This window comes from Pontibacter sp. GD7 (assembly GCF_058216375.1).
On the sequence record NZ_JBYZMP010000015.1, the window covers coordinates 56,939 to 74,032 of the forward strand.

Annotated in this window: 11 protein-coding genes; 7 read left to right on the top strand and 4 right to left on the bottom strand. The window is 49.4% G+C overall.

Annotated features, from left to right (window positions below):
- Positions 1-53: 53 nt before the first annotated feature.
- The gene (locus AC4BAP_RS17870; RefSeq protein ID WP_490584043.1) at positions 54-947 is read right to left on the bottom strand and encodes a DUF4249 domain-containing protein; all 894 of its coding nucleotides are present in this window, start codon (positions 945-947) and stop codon (positions 54-56) included.
- A gap of 31 nt (positions 948-978) precedes the next feature.
- Entirely contained in the window at positions 979-3,339 is a 2,361-nt protein-coding gene (locus AC4BAP_RS17875) for a TonB-dependent receptor (protein WP_490584044.1), read from the bottom strand.
- Between the two features lie 167 nt (positions 3,340-3,506).
- On the opposite strand from AC4BAP_RS17875, the gene AC4BAP_RS17880 reads away from it, so the two are divergent.
- The 4 genes from AC4BAP_RS17880 (at position 3,507) to AC4BAP_RS17895 (ending at position 7,137) form a co-directional block, all read left to right on the top strand.
- Entirely contained in the window at positions 3,507-3,932 is a 426-nt protein-coding gene (locus AC4BAP_RS17880; protein ID WP_490584045.1) for an SDR family NAD(P)-dependent oxidoreductase, read from the top strand.
- Positions 3,869-4,312: an SDR family oxidoreductase gene (locus AC4BAP_RS17885; protein WP_490584046.1), complete on the top strand. Its 444-nt coding sequence runs from the start codon at positions 3,869-3,871 to the stop codon at positions 4,310-4,312. Before AC4BAP_RS17880 ends, AC4BAP_RS17885 begins: the two co-directional genes overlap by 64 nt.
- 395 nt (positions 4,313-4,707) lie before the next feature.
- On the top strand, positions 4,708-6,465 hold the full coding sequence (locus tag AC4BAP_RS17890; RefSeq protein ID WP_490584047.1) for an SLC13 family permease: 1,758 nt from the start codon (positions 4,708-4,710) through the stop codon (positions 6,463-6,465).
- A 48-nt stretch (positions 6,466-6,513) separates the two neighbouring features.
- Positions 6,514-7,137: a hypothetical protein gene (locus tag AC4BAP_RS17895; RefSeq protein WP_490584048.1), complete on the top strand. Its 624-nt coding sequence runs from the start codon at positions 6,514-6,516 to the stop codon at positions 7,135-7,137.
- A 7-nt stretch (positions 7,138-7,144) separates the two neighbouring features.
- Here the strand turns inward: AC4BAP_RS17895 and AC4BAP_RS17900 are convergent, their stop codons facing one another.
- Positions 7,145-7,477: a hypothetical protein gene (locus tag AC4BAP_RS17900; protein ID WP_490584049.1), complete on the bottom strand. Its 333-nt coding sequence runs from the start codon at positions 7,475-7,477 to the stop codon at positions 7,145-7,147.
- A 3-nt stretch (positions 7,478-7,480) separates the two neighbouring features.
- Positions 7,481-7,909: a TerB family tellurite resistance protein gene (locus tag AC4BAP_RS17905; protein WP_490584050.1), complete on the bottom strand. Its 429-nt coding sequence runs from the start codon at positions 7,907-7,909 to the stop codon at positions 7,481-7,483.
- Between the two features lie 269 nt (positions 7,910-8,178).
- On the opposite strand from AC4BAP_RS17905, the gene pfkA reads away from it, so the two are divergent.
- The 3 genes from pfkA (at position 8,179) to tamL (ending at position 16,919) form a co-directional block, all read left to right on the top strand.
- Entirely contained in the window at positions 8,179-9,150 is a 972-nt protein-coding gene (gene pfkA / locus AC4BAP_RS17910; RefSeq protein ID WP_490584051.1) for a 6-phosphofructokinase, read from the top strand.
- Between the two features lie 516 nt (positions 9,151-9,666).
- A complete protein-coding gene (locus tag AC4BAP_RS17915) occupies positions 9,667-14,511 on the top strand; it encodes a translocation/assembly module TamB domain-containing protein (RefSeq protein ID WP_490584052.1) in 4,845 nt (1,614 codons plus the stop codon).
- A gap of 32 nt (positions 14,512-14,543) precedes the next feature.
- Complete coding sequence (gene tamL / locus AC4BAP_RS17920) at positions 14,544-16,919, top strand: translocation and assembly module lipoprotein TamL (RefSeq protein WP_490584053.1); 2,376 nt, start codon at positions 14,544-14,546, stop codon at positions 16,917-16,919.
- Positions 16,920-17,094 lie beyond the last annotated feature (175 nt).

Here is a 17,094-nt window from a genome sequence, read left to right on the forward strand (position 1 = left end):
AAAGGTCCGGCAATTTTATACTTACCGGACCTCATTATAGTAGTTGTTGAAACTTAATTAACCTGCTTCTGCACTTTTATCTGATTGTAGGCTGCAAACACACCCAGTCCTCCCTGAATATTGCTATACAAGCGTTTAGGCTCCGCAAAGGGGTTACCTCCCGTTTCATCCTGCTCCATTACCGACTGATGGTACAGGTAATAAGGTTTATCTGTTATGGCAAGTATAGCTACGATTGTAAAAGGCTTCGGCACATTATCAGGGTATGAAGTCATGAATTTAAAGTCCGGTGACTGCATAATAGTGCCGTTCTGGTTCCTGTCTGAAATAAAAGCTTTCTTAGTATCTGCATAGGCCGGTTGGTGATGCGTTTCTGTAACCGGAGGCCAGCCAATCCTATAACTATAAGTGCGATAACTGGTAATATGATAGTAATTTTCAGTGCCTGGCGCATCCTGCCACTTGAGTTTTATTTTATGCTCTTCGTAAGTGCTACCATACTGCTCCGTGGTCGAGGTAGCATAATCCAGACTCATTACTTGAATACCGTCTCGGGATGGTACAGTGCAGGTGGCTTCTGCCTTTTCGCCAGATGGTGTGGATACTTTTAAATAATAGCTTTTATTAGCTACCACAGGCAACAGTTTTGCAGAAGCAAAATATTTGTTCCAAGTGGTGTTATAAGTTAATTGCACGGTTTGGGTACCATCTGATATGGTTACGGTGGCATCTTTCACCTTTAAGACTTCCTCTTCCATTTGCTTGCCTATGGCGGGTTGGGTACGCTTCACCTCTACTGCCAACGCTGTGTCTTGTGGCGAAATAAAGGCTGTTGTTACCAGCATTGGTTTGGTACTTATATTGAAGTTAGCTACATCTTTTTCGCAGCTTTGCAGTGCGGCAGCGAGTACTACAAGCCCTGTAAGTATATATCTGTGTAATTTCATTTGATTGCTATATTTAGTATTCGCCGTAGACCTAAAATTTAAAGCTGTAGTTTACAGAAGGGATGATCGGGAAAAGCGTCACCTGCTTTAACTTAACCTCCGATTCATACTTGTCCCCTACCTGGGTGGATCTTTGGTCCAGGTAATAGAAGAATGGGTTTCTGCGGTTATAGGCATTGTAAAAACTGACTTCCCAGGTACGCTCTCCCCACTTTTTCTCTTTATGGAACTGTATGCCCAGGTCAAGGCGGTGGTAGGGTGCCATGCGATGCCCGTTCATCGGCCCATAGTGCGTAGAGCCCATACCCCAATAGCTATGTCCAGGGGCAGATTCATCGCGGGATGGGGTGTTACGAGGGGCCTGCCATGTTCCGATAGGCATCGTGATGGCATTGCCTGTACCATATACCCAGGTACCTGATAAGGTAATGTTTTTCTTTAGTTCATAGATTCCTACCAGCGACACATCGTGGCGGCGGTCGTAGCGGGCATAGTATTTCTCACCAAAGTTAAGCGAGTCGAACTGGTGCTGCGTCCACGACAAGGTATAGCCGGCCCAGCCAGACAGGCGGCCCACTTTTTTCTGCAACAGTACCTCCACTCCATAAGACCAGCCTTTGCCTTTAGTAATATTGTCCTCCCATCTAACTTCCTCAGCCGACTCCGGATCTTCGATCAATAAAAAGCTTGCACCCTCTTTATACCCAATGATGTTATTAGACTTTTTATAGTAACCCTCCACTGTTAAAGCAATGTCGCGCTTCTCAAAATCCTTTGCAAAGCCAAGCGCCACCTGAGACGACTGCTGTGGCGCTACCCTGTCTGTGGTGGGTACCCAAAGGTCGGTTGGCAAGCCGATGCCTGTATTGGTGAGCAGGTGCACATACTGATTCATCTGCGAGAAAGAAGCTTTAACCGCCAAATCTTCTTTCAAGTTGTAAGCTGCAGACAAACGTGGTTCTGGTCTGATGTACTGTTTGTTCTTAGTATAGAAATGACTCAGGCGCAAACCACCGTTCAGGCGCAGGTTGGCAAATGGCCTGTAAGTATCCTCCACGTATATCGCAGATTCCACCACATCAATATTTTTAACTTTGCTTTCAAACTTATCAATGTCGGTGTCTTTTACCACTATGGCACTTGGGCTAAAGCGATGGTAGGTGCTCAGCAAGCCTGCTCTGATTGAGTGTTGCGGGTTTGGCAAAAAGTCAAAATCATACTTTATGCCGATGTCGCGGATGCCGGAAGAGTAGCGGAGACTATACTCGTCATCATCGCTTTTCTCCTCTGTAAAAATATTGAATTTATAGCGGCTGAAAATAAGTGAGGTATTGGCGAATAGCTTCTCGTTGAAGAGGTGGTTCCAGCGCAGTGTACCAGTGGCGTTGCCCCAGTTAAAGCCGGCTTTGTTTACCTCATTGCCATCCCTTTCCTCAAAAGAAAACCTGTCCTCACCAAAATAGCCGCTCAGGTATAACTTGTTCTTTCTGCCAAAGTCGTAGTTAAGTTTTGTGTTCAGGTCATAGAAGTAATAGCCAGGGCGCTCATCATCTTTAAAGAAAGGACGGGCCAGCACATCGGCATAGGTTCGGCGGCCAGACACAAGGAAAGAAGACTTACCTTTAACCAGTGGTCCCTCCAACATCAGGCGGGATGAAAGTATACCAACGCCTCCCTCGCCATGCAGTTCTTCTTTGTTGCCGTCCTTCATGTTCAGTTCGATTACCGAAGAGAGTCTACCACCATACCTGGCAGGAAAACCACCTTTGGTTAGCTCCACACTTTTCAGGGCATCACCATTAAACAATGAGAAAAAACCGAACAGGTGCGATGCATTGTAAACGGTGGCATCGTCAAGTATGATCAGGTTCTGGTCAGGGCCGCCACCACGCACGTAAATGCCGCTGTTGCCCTCGCTACCAGACTGTACCCCGGGCATTAGCTGCAGCACCTTCATCACGTCTTTCTCCCCGAGCAGCGCCGGCACACTTTTGATCTGCGAGATTGGAATTTCAAGCTTACTCATCTCTACCGCCTGGCTCACTTTCTCTACTCGCTCAGTCACAATCTCCACTTCTTTTAAAGTAGCCTCTGACTGCAGTTCAATGTTCAATTCCTGGTTTTGGCGCAGCGCTACTTTTTTAAATTGGGCCTGATAGCCCAAATACCCGAAGGCGAGGTGCACCGAATCCTGGGCAGGAAGCGTGAGGGAGTAAAACCCATAGGTGTTGGTAGTGGTACTAATCGTAGTGCCCGGCTGGTACACGCTAACCCCAATCAGCAATTCGCCGCTGCCTTTCTCGCGTACATAACCACTGATCGTATACTTGCTCTGTGCAAAAGCAAGGCTAGTACAGCAAACCATCAACACAAGCGTAAATAGTTTTTTCATAGTTTCAATTAATTGAACAATTCACCAAATTTATTGGAATCCTCAATAGCAACTAGTATGCCAAGTATTAACTTTCTAAAATATTTAGTGAACGCAATACTGTTTGTTTAGACATTGGTATCACAACCTGGCAAGTCCCGTAAAGCCTTGGTAGACAAAACAATTATATGGAGCAGGTAAAATATAATCTCAAAGATAAAGTTGCGCTGATTACAGGCGGCACATCGGGTATAGGCCTGGCCACAGCAAAGCTTTTTGCTAGAGCAGGTGCCACCGTGGTAATCACTGGCCGTGACCCTGAAAAAGCGAAAGCTGCCTCAGAAAACGCAACCTATACTTTTGAATTTGTACAGACAGATAACAGTCAGCCTGAAGCTATACTGGAGTTGTTCCAAGGTATAAAGCATAAGTATAAGCGCCTGGATGTTGCTGTAAAAAATGCTGCCGACGAAACAGGCGTGGGCAAACCGTTGCATGAGTTTGAGCTGTCAGATTTTGAGGCTGCTATGGCGACAAACCTGCGCGGTGTGTGGCTGTGTATGCAACAGGAGATCAGGCTGATGCTGGACAGCAACCAGGTGGAGGTGCTATAGTAAATGTTGCAAGTATAAATGGATTAGGCGGTGCACCAGGCGGCAGTTTATACTCCGCAGCAAAAGCAGGGGTAATTGCCATGGCAAAGGCATCGGCACAAGAACTGGCAACCTCCAATATCAGGGTAAATGTTGTTGCCCCCGGTGTGCACTACACCCCCATGTTGCAGCATATGTTTGACCTACAGGCTGGCGGCGATGCCGCCAAAGAACAGGAGGTAAAGCAAGCCTATCTCAACTTTATACCTCAGAAAAGACTAGGCGACCCGGCAGAGGCGGCTGCGGCAATCGCATGGCTTTGTTCCGATGCTGCCTCTTATATAACCGGCCATACTTTAATAATTGACGGGGGTATGTCGGCACTACTGTTCGAAACCTAGACATTGTGTGTCCTAATGCCTTAAAAGTATGTTTGTTTGAGAACAGACTGTCTCCTTGAGGGGACCATAGGGGTGTTTTCGTTAGCAGGCTTTATAAGTATAAATGAACTTTTGAGCAATCCGGAACCTGATTGACACCCCTGTAGTCCCCTCAAGGGGACACTTTCGTCCTTAAAAAGTAGGATTACAGGAGAAAAAGAGCATATTAAGTAGGTTTCGAACAGTAGTGGTATGTCGGCCCCGATGCGGTAAGTTGCTCTGAAACCAAAGCTCAAACAATAAGCGCTGAATGGTTATCACTTGGGTTAGTATAACTTGAGCAGACACTTGCACGTAGAAGCCGAAACTATACTTTTTATTATCTACCCAAGTATAGACATACCCAAACTCCTTTTATGGAAATAGCACTTGTGCTTACTCTGTTGGTTGTGGCCATCATATTGTTCGCAACCGAATCCCTGTCTATCGAGATTGTGACGCTGACCATGCTGATCATCCTCGCCAGTGTGCGCATTATTACCCCTGAGGAGGCCTTTGCCGGGTTCAGCAGTGACTTCATCATCATCATTGCTTCCATTTTTATACTTAGTGCCGCCCTGCAGGAAACCGGGATACTGGATTTTGCCGTTGTGCGCCTTGCCAGGCTGGCAAAGCAGAGTAACAACCTAATGCTGTTTGTGGTGATGCTGGTAACCGGCGTTGTGTCAGCTTTTATGAACAACACCACAGTTACGGCCATGTTTGTAACCCCGCTGGTCGGGCTTTCGAAACGCATAAACCGCAGCGCCTCCAAACTTCTGATGCCCCTGGCCTTTGCAGCCATACTTGGCGGCACCTGCACCCTGATCGGCACTTCCACCAACGTGGCAGTGAGCGGCTACATCGCTAAAACAGGTTTGCCCCCTATCGGTCTTTTCGAGATTACGGGTATAGGTCTGGTTATCTTTATTGTTGGCATTGTTTACATGATGACCATTGGCCAGCGCATGCTGCCCAGCCACGACGACCTGCAACTAACCGACGAGTATAAGCTCCAGAAATACCTGACCGAGATCGTGGTGCTCCCCGACTCTCCGCTGGTAGGTCAGTTGGTTTTTGCCTCCGACCTGACCAACCTGAACTTCCGGATGCTGAACATTATCAGGGGTAAGGATAATTTTTTACCAGACTTCAGAACCCGCATTCAGGCCAACGATATTCTGCTGGTTGAGGGCGATTTGGATAACCTGATCAAGGTAAAGGAAACGAAAGGCATACAGATAATGGCAGATGCCATACTTTCAAAAGACCTGGAGACGGAAGACATTCGCTTGGCAGAACTACTGGTGGTGCGGCAGTCTAACCTGATAGACCGTTCTATAAAGGAGGTGGAATTTACACGGCGCTACGGATTGGTGGTGCTTGCCATTTCCCGCCATGGCGAAACATTGCGGGCCAAGATAGGAAGTATAAAGCTGCAACTCGGCGACCTGTTGCTGGTACAAGGTAGCTCAGAAAGGCTTGGCCAGCTGAGGCAGTCTAACAATGTGGCGCTGCTGGATGAATTTGAGCCCCTACTCTTTAAAAAGAGAAGAGGAATAGTGGTTATTGCCTGCTTCTTGCTTGCCATTGTGGCCGGTACTACAAAGCTGCTGCCGCTATCTATCGCGTTTCTGATGGCAGCCATACTTACCATACTTTTCAGGTGCATCGGCACAAACAAGGCATACGCTGCCATAGACTGGCGCCTGCTTATACTTATCGGGGGCATGACGGCCTTTGGCACAGCCATGGAGAACTCGGGTGCGGCTGATTTTCTGGCGCAGGGCATCGTGAACCTGATGGGGCCTTTTGGGAAACTGGCAGTTTTAAGTGGCTTTGTTATCCTTACCGTTGTACTTACACAGCCAATGTCGAATGCCGCTGCCGCGCTGGTGGTAATACCGGTTGCCCTCAGGGCCGCCGCCGAGTTGAATGCCGACCCAAGGGCATTTGCCATAAGTATCATGCTGGCCGCCTCTATTTCCATGGTAACGCCTTTCGAGCCTGCCTGTATTCTGGTTTACAGCCCCGGCAAGTATCATTTCTGGGATTTTATTAAAGTAGGAACCCCCTTAACTATCCTGCTGGTGCTCGTCATTATTTTCCTGGTTCCTGTGTTCTGGCCAATGTAACTGCATGAGCCGGATGTTAGTAAGCATAGTATACACAAAACCGGCATCATGAAAAAGTATTGCACATTTCTGATTTTACTCGCATTTGCCTGTAATCCCAAAAACGAAGAGGTTTCAGAAGAGCAGATCGACCTGAGCCCACCGGCTGCAGCCATCGACTCCGTGGCAAGTGCAGAGAAAGACGGCACCAAAATAGACCAGATAGACCAGGAAACCGATTTACCACTGCCCCAGCCCGTACTGCAGTTGCTGGCTCAGAAATACCCCGGTTACGAACAGCCAAAGCTGGCAGAAGGCATAAAGGAGAAGTATGATGAGGACGCACAGGGCCCCTATATGCTTAGCGGCTTCTTCACAAACGACACTTACCTGGACTATGCCCTGCAGTTGCAGAAAGACAAGGATATTTACGTAGTAGCCGTACTCGACACATCAGGCACAGAAAAGTGGGCATTGCACGAACTCAAGCGTGATATACTGTTTAACGACCGGGGTACGCTTCGCAGCGTGTACCGCCTCATGCTCACAGAGTCGGGGCAAAGCGTTACGGACCTTGAGAGCGGCGAAAAAATTGAGCTGAAAAGGGATGCGATCTCGGTGGGGTTCGAGGATAACGTTACCACCTACGTGTACCGCAACAACAAATTCAAAAGCTATGCTGTGACGAGGTAAGTTATACTTAGGTTAAAGTATAAAACAACAGCCCGCTGATAACAGCCATACCAACTCCGCAGATAAAAGTATACGTACCAACCCTGTTGGACTGAATAATTTCTGTGGTGGTAAGCGTGTATTGGTGCATCCGGATATGGATCACAAAGAAAAGCAGTGCCAGCACAAAACTGATGAACCAGAAAATGCCGAAGCGCAACAGGAAGTCGAGTGGCAGCTTACTTGGTGTGTTATGATTCATCAGGAAATTACTGCTCAGCAACAGATAGGAACCCAGAAGGAGCAGCAGGCAAATATAAATCAGGATCAGCGCCTTATAGTCCAGCTTTACTTTTTGCATGTATCAGTAGTTAAGAAAGGCCTGTGCCTCACGTTTGATGTGTTCGCGCGTAAAACCGTCTTTCACTCCCATCGATATCTTTCTTACCAGCACGCCTACAATAGACTTTTTAAAGCCCAGGCGCGCCGCCATATGAATGCAAAACTCCATCTCGCTTTCATCTACTATGCCATCGGCCAGCATCATCTCTACCAGGTCATAGATCTGATCAAAGCGCTCTGAGTCGTTGGTGGGCAGCTGTGGCTCGGACTTTTCGGCGTTCGCTATCAGGTGGCGCACATCATCTTCCTTTAAACCGTGCTTCTGCCCTATCGAGATGATAAAGTTGATCTCGTTCGGGTCCACGTGGCCGTCTATTTTGGCGAGTGCACTTAAGTTAGCGATGTGGCTTTTGATCTTTTTTGTTTCTTCGCTCTCAAAAAAACCGAACATACATTACCCGTTTATTATGTATAATTTATTTATATAACGCATCTTGCAGGAGTTACAGTACTACATTAGATTGGTACGTTTTACGGCTCCGGGAAATAATAGCACGCATGCTACCGGTATTACATACGGTTTTCTCTATTTTTGAGGATAAGGTTTTGCAGCTTTTTTTAATTTTAAGGCGGCGCAACATTTTAATCTGCCTGTTCAGCAATAGAGAGCACAGCTGGTAACACCCGTTAGAGCTGTTTAAACGGGCAAAATTTACATTTATGAAAAAGATTGGGGTATTTACTTCTGGCGGCGACGCTCCGGGCATGAACGCCTGCATACGTGCAGTAGTGCGCGCAGCCGTGCATCAGGGCATCGAGGTTTTTGGCATTAAGCGCGGTTACCGCGGCATGATAAAAGGAGAGATCGAGCGGCTGGAGTCCAACTCTGTGAGCAACATCATCCAAAAAGGGGGAACCATACTTCGCTCTGCACGCAGCAAAGAGTTTATGACCAAAGAGGGCCGGCGCGAGGCTTACGAACAACTGAAGAAACTGGGAATTGAGGGCTTGGTGGCAATAGGCGGCGACGGTACTTTTACGGGGGCCAACATCTTTTACGAAGAGTATGGCATACCAACGCTTGGCGCACCAGGCACCATCGATAACGACCTGTACGGCACCGACTATACCATTGGCTACGACACAGCCGTGAACACTGCCCTGGATGCCATTGACAAGATACGCGACACAGCCGACAGCCACGACCGTGTTTTCTTTATCGAGGTAATGGGCCGCGACTCTGGCTACATTGCCATACCTTGCGCCATTGGCGGCGGCGCCGAGATCGTGATGATACCTGAGACGGAGACAAGCATACAATCGGTGGTGGATACGCTGCGCACCGGCTGGGACCGCTCTAAAACATCCTTTATAGTAATTGTGGCCGAAGGCGACGAAGAAGGCAATGCCGCCGACATTGCCGCGCAGGTACAGAAAACCCTGCCTTACATGGATGCACGCGTTACCATACTTGGGCACGTACAGCGCGGTGGCGCGCCAACAGCCGCCGACAGAATGCTGGCCAGCCAATTGGGCATAGCGTGTGTGGATGGCTTGGTGGCAGGCAGAAAATGCGAGATGGCCGGCATTGTAAATTCACAGCTGGTTTACACGCCCTTTATCGATACCATCACAAAGGAAAAGGCCATTAACCCATATTATATAGAGATGGTGAACATACTTTCCGTATAGGTAAGAGATTCAAGAAATATCCGCACTCTACTTTTTCTGTTGATTGCTTTAAGGTAACATGCCCACGACTGGGCCGGAATTTGTGAGAACGTCTGTATTGGATCACCCATACTTATACCGAATGCATCCATACTTTAGATAGCCCTTGCCCTTACAGGCAGGGGCTTTTGCATTTACACGGGTATTGTATACTTTTTGGGTTGCCTTATCCACACATCTCAGTTTAAAACCCCAAAAAACAGCCTCAAACTATCCATATTTATACTTTCCCGTAAAAGTAGTACACAGTTAATTTGACTACTTATCGCATCGGCAAAACATATCGGGAAAGGCATACTGAAATTCATACTTTGGTTCTTAACCATAGTAGTCGGGCTTGTTATACTTATCTTAATCCTGCTGCAATTTCCGGGGGTACAGAACTTTGTTGCCCAGAAAGCCGCTAACTACCTCGAGAACAGCTGGGGCACGCGGGTAGACATAGGCAGGTTCACTACCGACTGGCGCAATGGCTTTGTGCTTAAAGATGTCTACATCGAAGACCTGCAACAGGACACCCTGTGGTATTCTGAGCGGCTTGGCGTAGACATGCGTATCTTTTCCCTGATAAAAGGAGAACTCAACATCAGCAAAGTAGACCTGGATAACGCCACCGTTAAACTGCACATCCGCGAGGACAGCACCACCAACTACGATTTTATACTGGATGCCTTCGCCACCGACCCCGCCCAACCAGCCGATACCACTGCCTCCATGGCTATAAACCTGGGGGTTGTGAACCTCGACAATGTATACCTGGTGTTTAAAGACGATGCCGGCGGCAACTACGTCAGGGGGCGTATTGGGGAACTGACCACCACCATGGAGAAACTGGACCTTGACGCACAGCAATACCTCGTGGATGAAGTGGAACTCCGCAACACCTCGATAAGCTACGAACAGACCAAGATTCCGCCGCCCTCCGGCGAAGAAGAACCCCTGGAGCTGGACTTTGGCCTTAACCGGGTTGCGCTGGAAAATATAAAATTCAAATTCCTGAACCGGGTGGCAGAACAGCGGCTGGAACTGGCACTGGGCAAATCAGAGATCGTATCGGATGATATAAACCTGAAAAAAGCCAGGATAGACCTCAAGCGCTTTGACCTGCACAACACCGACGTGATCTATGTGCAGGAAAAGTATAAACCATCCGACTCGCTGGCCATAAACCCGGAACGCACCGCCGAGAAGCTGGATAAGTCCGTGGAGAAGGCTGCCGCACAACCCATGGACTGGGTACTGGCCCTGGGCGACCTGAACGTTACCGACCTCAATGTAAGGTTTGACAACTTTAACATGCCACGCCAGCCACGGGGCATGGACTATAACCATTTATACTTTAAAGACATACTTATTGAGGCGCAGGATATTGAGTACAGCCTGAACAGGACGGTGGCTGACATAAACCAGTTGCAGTTACAGGAAAAAAGCGGCTTTACCTTGCAAAACCTGCAGGCCAACCTGGTATTCGACTCTACCCAGGCCAGCCTTACCAAACTGGATATCAAAACACCGAACAGCCACCTCCAAAACCACCTGGCCATGCAGTACCCCTCGTTGGAGGCAATGGCCGAGCGGCCTGAAAGTATAATACTGGACGTGGACCTGCGCAACAGCTACATCGGCATGGAAGATGTGCTGTACTTTGCCCCCGACCTCAGGCAGGATCCGTACTTCGGAAGTATAGCCGGCTCCACGATTAAGGTAGAAGCACAAGCCGAAGGCCCCCTTAATAACCTACAGGTTAATAACTTACAATTGGTGGGTCTGAAGGGCACCAACATAGACGTGAGTGGCAGGATACGCAACACACTGGACCCGGACAATTTATACCTCGATGCCAACATCCGGCGCTTTAGCACGACACGCACCGATATGCAGGCACTGTTGCCGGCAGGCACTCTGCCCCCTAATATCAGGATACCAAACAACATGAGCCTAACCGGCAATTACGAAGGCACCTTAACCGCCTTCGATGCAAAAGCCGACATCAGAACAAGTTTTGGCAATGCGGATGTGATGGTGGACATGGGCCCGAACGAGACATTTACGGCAACAGTCAGATCGGGGGGCTTTGCCCTGGACCAGTTGTTTACCGATAGCCTGGGTGTAGGCACAGTGGCCTTAACTGCCAGGGCCTCGGGCAGGGGCCTTACACCCGAAACAATGCAGGCCAATGTAAAAGCCACTATACAGCGCCTGGATTATAATAACTATACTTACAACGACATCGACTTAAACGCCAACATAAACCGTAACCTTTACTCCGTTAATGCCACAGCCCAGGACCAGAACCTTGACTTTAACCTGATCGGGGACTTTAACCTTCGCAATGCGCAAAGCCCGGTTTATGATTTTAACCTGGACCTGCGCAAAGCCAATCTGCAGGCACTTAATTTATACCCGGAACCACTGGCAGTGCAAGGGCAACTTAAAGGCAGGTTTACAGGTGCAGATGCTGCCACCATCAGCGGCAACCTGACCGGAGATCAATTGGTGGTGCGCCACAACAACAAAGCTTATCCCATCGACTCGCTGTACCTGACACTGGATCAAAGCGGTGACAAAGCAAAAGTACTTGTACGCTCTGATGTGGCCGATGCACAAATGCAGTTTGGCAACTCGCTGGCTACGCTTCCCAGTGCCTTGCAAAAACATTTCTCCAATTATTTTGACCTGCAACCCGATCCGCCCTACCCTGCCAACCTGAACTTAAAAGACTTTGATGTTTCCCTTGACCTGAAGAAGACAGGCGTGATCACTTCCTTTGTGCCTGGCCTGGAGCAACTGCAGACCAGCGGCCCGATCACAGCCACCTACGATGGCAGCACACAGCAACTGACCATGAAAGGCAACATCAGCAAGGTGGCCTACACAGACTATACTTTGCAGAACATTGACCTGTCCGTGTTAGGCAACAGGGAGCAACTGGCCTACGAAATAGACCTGAAAAAACTTATTTCCCCATCTCTTAAAGTAAACAACGTGACACTGGAAGGCGCCGCACGCGACGATAACCTGCAGGTAAAGTTAACTGTGGCCGGTTCCGACACCACCGAGACAAACTTTATGCTGGGCGGCATTTTCAATAGCCTTGACAAAGGTTACCGTTTCACCTTTAAACCTGATGAGGTGATCATAAACGGGGATGTTTGGGAAGTATCGGAAGACAACTCCCTGCAGTTTGATACGGATTTTATTTACGCCAACAACATTGCCCTGCAACGCAACAACAGCACACTGCGGCTAAACAGCACCGGCCCTGTTGGTCCGGGTGCGCCGCTGCAGGTAACCATCCAGAACTTTGACCTGGGCTACCTGATGAGTTCTTTCCAGCCAAAAGACAGCCTGCTGCTCGATGGTACGCTGAACGGTGAGGCAACTGTGCAGAACATACTTTCGGGCACGCTCTCCTTCACATCCGACCTGGACATTACGGACTTCACCTACCAGGGAGTGCCCGTGGGCAACCTGGCACTGGAGGCAAACAGCGCCGCTGGAAACCGCATAAACATAGATGCAGCCCTGACCGGCAACAACAACCAGGTAAGTATAGCCGGCTTTATGGAAACGCAACCCGATGCCACCATACTTAACCTGAATGCCGATGTAACCAACCTCAACATTGCCACGCTGCAAGGCTTTACCGAGGGGATTGTGGATGACCTTGACGGCAGCGCCAGTGGCAACCTGCGCATTGCCGGCACCCTCGAAAACCCGGAAGTACTGGGGCAGCTCAACTTTAACCAGGCACAGTTTAACCTCACGGCGCTGGGTTCGGTATTTACGCTGCAGAATGAGCGGCTTATTTTCGCAGAAGAGGGTATCCGCTTCCCGAACTTCACGGTTACCGATTCGCTGGGCAACGACATGGTAGTGGACGGCAGTATACTTACCGATGACTACACCGACTTCCAGTTTGACCTGAAAGTAAACACAGACCGCTTCCTGGCACTCAATTCCACAGTACAGGACAATGAGTTATTTTATGGCACTGTGTACCTGGATGCCAGCGCCAATATTGGGGGCAACCTGAATGTGCCCGTGATAGAGGTGGATGCCCGAGTGCTGGAAGGCTCTGACTTTACCATTGTGATACCAGCCGATGAAGTGGCCGCCGCAGAGCGCGACGGCATAGTGGAGTTTGTAGACCTGAATCCTTCGCTTACCGCCATCCTCAACAAAAAAGAAAAAGACACTACCACGGTAACCGGCTTTGTTGGCGCGGACATCTCGGCGCAGCTGCGCGTTCCGGACAGTGTGCCTGTCACCATCATCCTCGACCCGATCACCGGCGACCAGCTGACAGTAAGAGGAACAGCCGACCCATTGTTTATCGGCATGAGGCCGAGCGGGGAAATAAACATGTCGGGGCGCTACACGGTAACAGATGGCAGGTATAGCATGGATTTTTATGACCTGGCCTCCAGAGAGCTTGACATTGCAGAAGGCAGCTACATAAACTGGACCGGCGATCCGCTGCAGGCTTTCATGGACATTACCGCCATTTATACTGTCGAGACCGCCCCACGTGAACTGGTAGCCTCTCAGATGGCAGGTTACGATGCTCCTGTGCTCCGGAACCAGGTACCTTTCCAGGTGTATGTGTTTGTGGAAGGCGATATGCTGACACCGGATATAAGCTTTGACATACGCCTGCCGGAAGAGCGCCAGGGCAGTGTGCCGCCACAGGTAACCACCAGCCTGGGCAATCTGCGCCAGGATGAGTCGGAGTTGAACAAACAAGTGTTCGCATTGCTGGTGTTGAACCGCTTCCTTGCCCCCGATCCCTTTACTAGTTCTGGTGGTGGTTTAGAGTCTACTGCCCGCAACAGCCTGGGCCAGGTTATGACCAGCCAGCTAAACCAGCTCACCAACCGCTATGCCGGTGGCCTTGGCCTTGAATTTGGCGTTGAGTCGTACCAGGACTACTCTTCGGGTGCCGCGGAGGGACGTACAGACCTGAACGTGGCCCTTCGACAGCAGTTCCTAAACGACAGGCTTACCGTGCGCGTAGGTACCGACATTGGCCTGGAGGGCGGCAACCAATCCAATCAGACCATGAGTGGCTTTGGCGGTGATATCTCCATTGAGTACTCCCTGACCGAAGACGGAAGGCTGCGTGTACGGGGCTTCCAGCGAAACCAGTACGAAGGTATAATTGAAGGCGGCGATGTGCGGGCAACCGGTGTGGCGCTGATTTTTGTAAAAGAATACCAGAATTTCTCCGACCTGTTTAGGAGCCTGGAAAGAAGACGTGCACGTGATGCAGAACGTCGCCAGGAGGAAATGGAAAAACTGCGTTCCGATAACCTCGAATAAGAAAGTATGAAGTATAAACTGTACCCAACTGAATGATGATAGCCAAATCGCTTACATGCTACTTTAAATCATACCATCTTCTGCTGCTGGCGGTGCTGGTGCTCAGCGCTGGTTGTAGCGCAACCAAAAGAGTACCTAAAAACGATGCATTGTTTATCGGCTATAACGTGGAGGTAAAAGGCGAAAAAGACAGCAGCAAGCGCTCCGGCGAACTTGAAACAGAGTTAAGTGCCACAGTACGTCCCAAACCAAACTTTTCCATACTTGGCTGGCGGCCCAAACTATCCATCTACAACGCATTTTATACAGAAAAAAAGAAAGGCATCGGTCACTGGATCATGACAAAACTGGGAGAGCCTCCTGTGCTGGTCTCGGAGGTTGATACGGCAAGTGTCAGTACCATCATGAGCAACCGGCTACACAACAGGGGCTATTTTAACAACAGCGTCAGCAGCACTACTACCGTCAAAAACAAAAAAGCCACCATCGACTGGACTGCCCGGGTTGGCGAACCTTACCGCATCCGTAAAATCGCCTATACCCTGCAAGACTCTCTTCCGGTGCACCAAGTTATTGAGCAAACACTTAATGAAACGCTACTGAAACCAGGTGATCCCTACGATCTCGGAACGTTCTCGCAGGAGCGTACCCGCATAGACGGCGTACTCAAAAACAAAGGCTATTACTTTTTCAGTCCGGAGATACTTATTTTCAGCGTGGACTCTATGGTTGGCAACAGGCAAGTGGATGTGCTGTTACGCATAAAGGAAATGGCATCCTCCAAGGCCCTCAGAGCTTATACATTGGATGACATTTACATAAACGCGGAATACTCAGTTGGGGACAGCCTATCAATAAACGACACCATCAATGTGCGGGGTTACCATTACATCCCTAACGAGAATTATGTAAAGGCAAAGCACCTGTTGCGGGGCGTTTTCCTGGAACATGACAGCCTGTATGCCCGTGACGACCATCTGCTTACCATCAAACGCTTGTCTGGATTATCAGCCTATAAGTTTGTGAACATTGATTATGAAGTAGATACCCTAAACAATGACAAGCTCGATGCCTTTGTTTTCCTCACCCCATCCATGAAGAAATCGCTTCGGGCAGAAGTGAAAATGGTAACGAAGTCAAACGGGTTTGCCGGGCCGGGGCTTACGGTGGCGTTCCGGAACCGCAATGCCTTGAAAGGCTCTGAACTGCTGAGTGTAGAATTTACCGGAAGTATGGAGTCGCAGGTGGGCGGCAGGGGCTCGGCAGGACTTGCCAGCGGAGAGACCACTACCCAAAACACTAACCTTACCTCCTTTGAGTTCGGGGTACAGAACTCCCTGACCATACCCCGGATCGTTTCGCCCTTTAACCTGAAGAACCTGCGTACCGAGTTTGTACCTAAAACCCGTATCGGCCTGGGCTTTAACTTCCTCAACCGCCGGGAATTCTATCAGCTCAATTCTTACAATGCTTCTTACGGCTATACCTGGCGGCCAAGAGAGATCATCACCTTCGACGCTACTCCCATTAACCTGCAGTATGTGCGCTTAAACAGTGCCGAGGTCTTCGATAGCTTGTTGCAGGCAAACCCATACCTGCGCCGCAGCTTCGAGAACCAGTTCATCATCGGGTCTATTTACCAGGCTACTTTCAGTACCCAGATGTTCCAGGACAGGACCAACACCTTTTTTGACAGACTTACGCTGGACCTGTCGGGTAACCTGATAAGCGGCCTGCACTCGCTGACAGGCGGCAAAACACCAACCGACGACGAACCACGCACCCTCATCGGCCAGGCCTATGCGCAGTATGTACTGGTAGACAACGATTTCAGGCATTACCTCAAGGTTGGGGCAGAGAGCCAGCTGGTTTCCCGTCTGGCATTTGGGGTAGGCTACTCTTATGGCAACTCCTCTACCCTACCCTATGTAAAGCAATTCTCAGTGGGTGGGCCTAACAGCATACGCGCGTTCAGGGCACGCAGCGTTGGCCCGGGCACCTACAACATTCCAGACGAACTGGCACTGTCCTTTTTTGACCAGACCGGTGATATTAAACTGGAAACCAACGTGGAATACCGCTTCCCGCTGGCAGGCTTTTTTAAGGGAGCCGTATTTGTGGATGCGGGAAACATCTGGCTACTGCGCGAAACACTGGATGATACCGGGCAGCCTGTAAGGCCAGGCGGTAAATTTGAGGCCGCAGACCTGCTTAGCGAACTGGCCGTTGGTACCGGTGTCGGGTTAAGGATAGACGTGGAGTTCTTCGTGATCAGGCTGGACCTGGGTATACCCGTGCGGGTGCCATACTTGCCAAAAGGCGAACGCTTCGTGCTCGGCGACTTCACAGGCAGCTTTAATGATGACTACGGCATGGTCCTGAACATCGCCATCGGGTATCCTTTTTAATTTTGAATTAGTGAATGAGTGGATGAGTGAATGTTGAATGGTTAAATTGTTGAATTGTTGAATTGATGTCTTTTGTACTTGCTGGTGAAAACACACAGCAAGGGCAAGCAGTTTGGGTTTTGGTGAACTCAAGATTATTTAACTGTTTCGATAGGAAAATAATGGTAGCAGCGTA

Excerpts from the sequence above, each read along its gene's own strand:
- AC4BAP_RS17870 (WP_490584043.1), bottom strand. The coding sequence starts at position 947 with ATGAAATTACACAGATATATACTTACAGGGCTTGTAGTACTCGCTGCC.
- AC4BAP_RS17875 (WP_490584044.1), bottom strand. The coding sequence starts at position 3,339 with ATGAAAAAACTATTTACGCTTGTGTTGATGGTTTGCTGTACTAGCCTT.
- AC4BAP_RS17880 (WP_490584045.1), top strand. The coding sequence starts at position 3,507 with ATGGAGCAGGTAAAATATAATCTCAAAGATAAAGTTGCGCTGATTACA.
- AC4BAP_RS17890 (WP_490584047.1), top strand. The coding sequence starts at position 4,708 with ATGGAAATAGCACTTGTGCTTACTCTGTTGGTTGTGGCCATCATATTG.
- AC4BAP_RS17895 (WP_490584048.1), top strand. The coding sequence starts at position 6,514 with ATGAAAAAGTATTGCACATTTCTGATTTTACTCGCATTTGCCTGTAAT.
- AC4BAP_RS17900 (WP_490584049.1), bottom strand. The coding sequence starts at position 7,477 with ATGCAAAAAGTAAAGCTGGACTATAAGGCGCTGATCCTGATTTATATT.
- AC4BAP_RS17905 (WP_490584050.1), bottom strand. The coding sequence starts at position 7,909 with ATGTTCGGTTTTTTTGAGAGCGAAGAAACAAAAAAGATCAAAAGCCAC.
- pfkA (WP_490584051.1), top strand. The coding sequence starts at position 8,179 with ATGAAAAAGATTGGGGTATTTACTTCTGGCGGCGACGCTCCGGGCATG.
- tamL (WP_490584053.1), top strand. The coding sequence starts at position 14,544 with ATGATGATAGCCAAATCGCTTACATGCTACTTTAAATCATACCATCTT.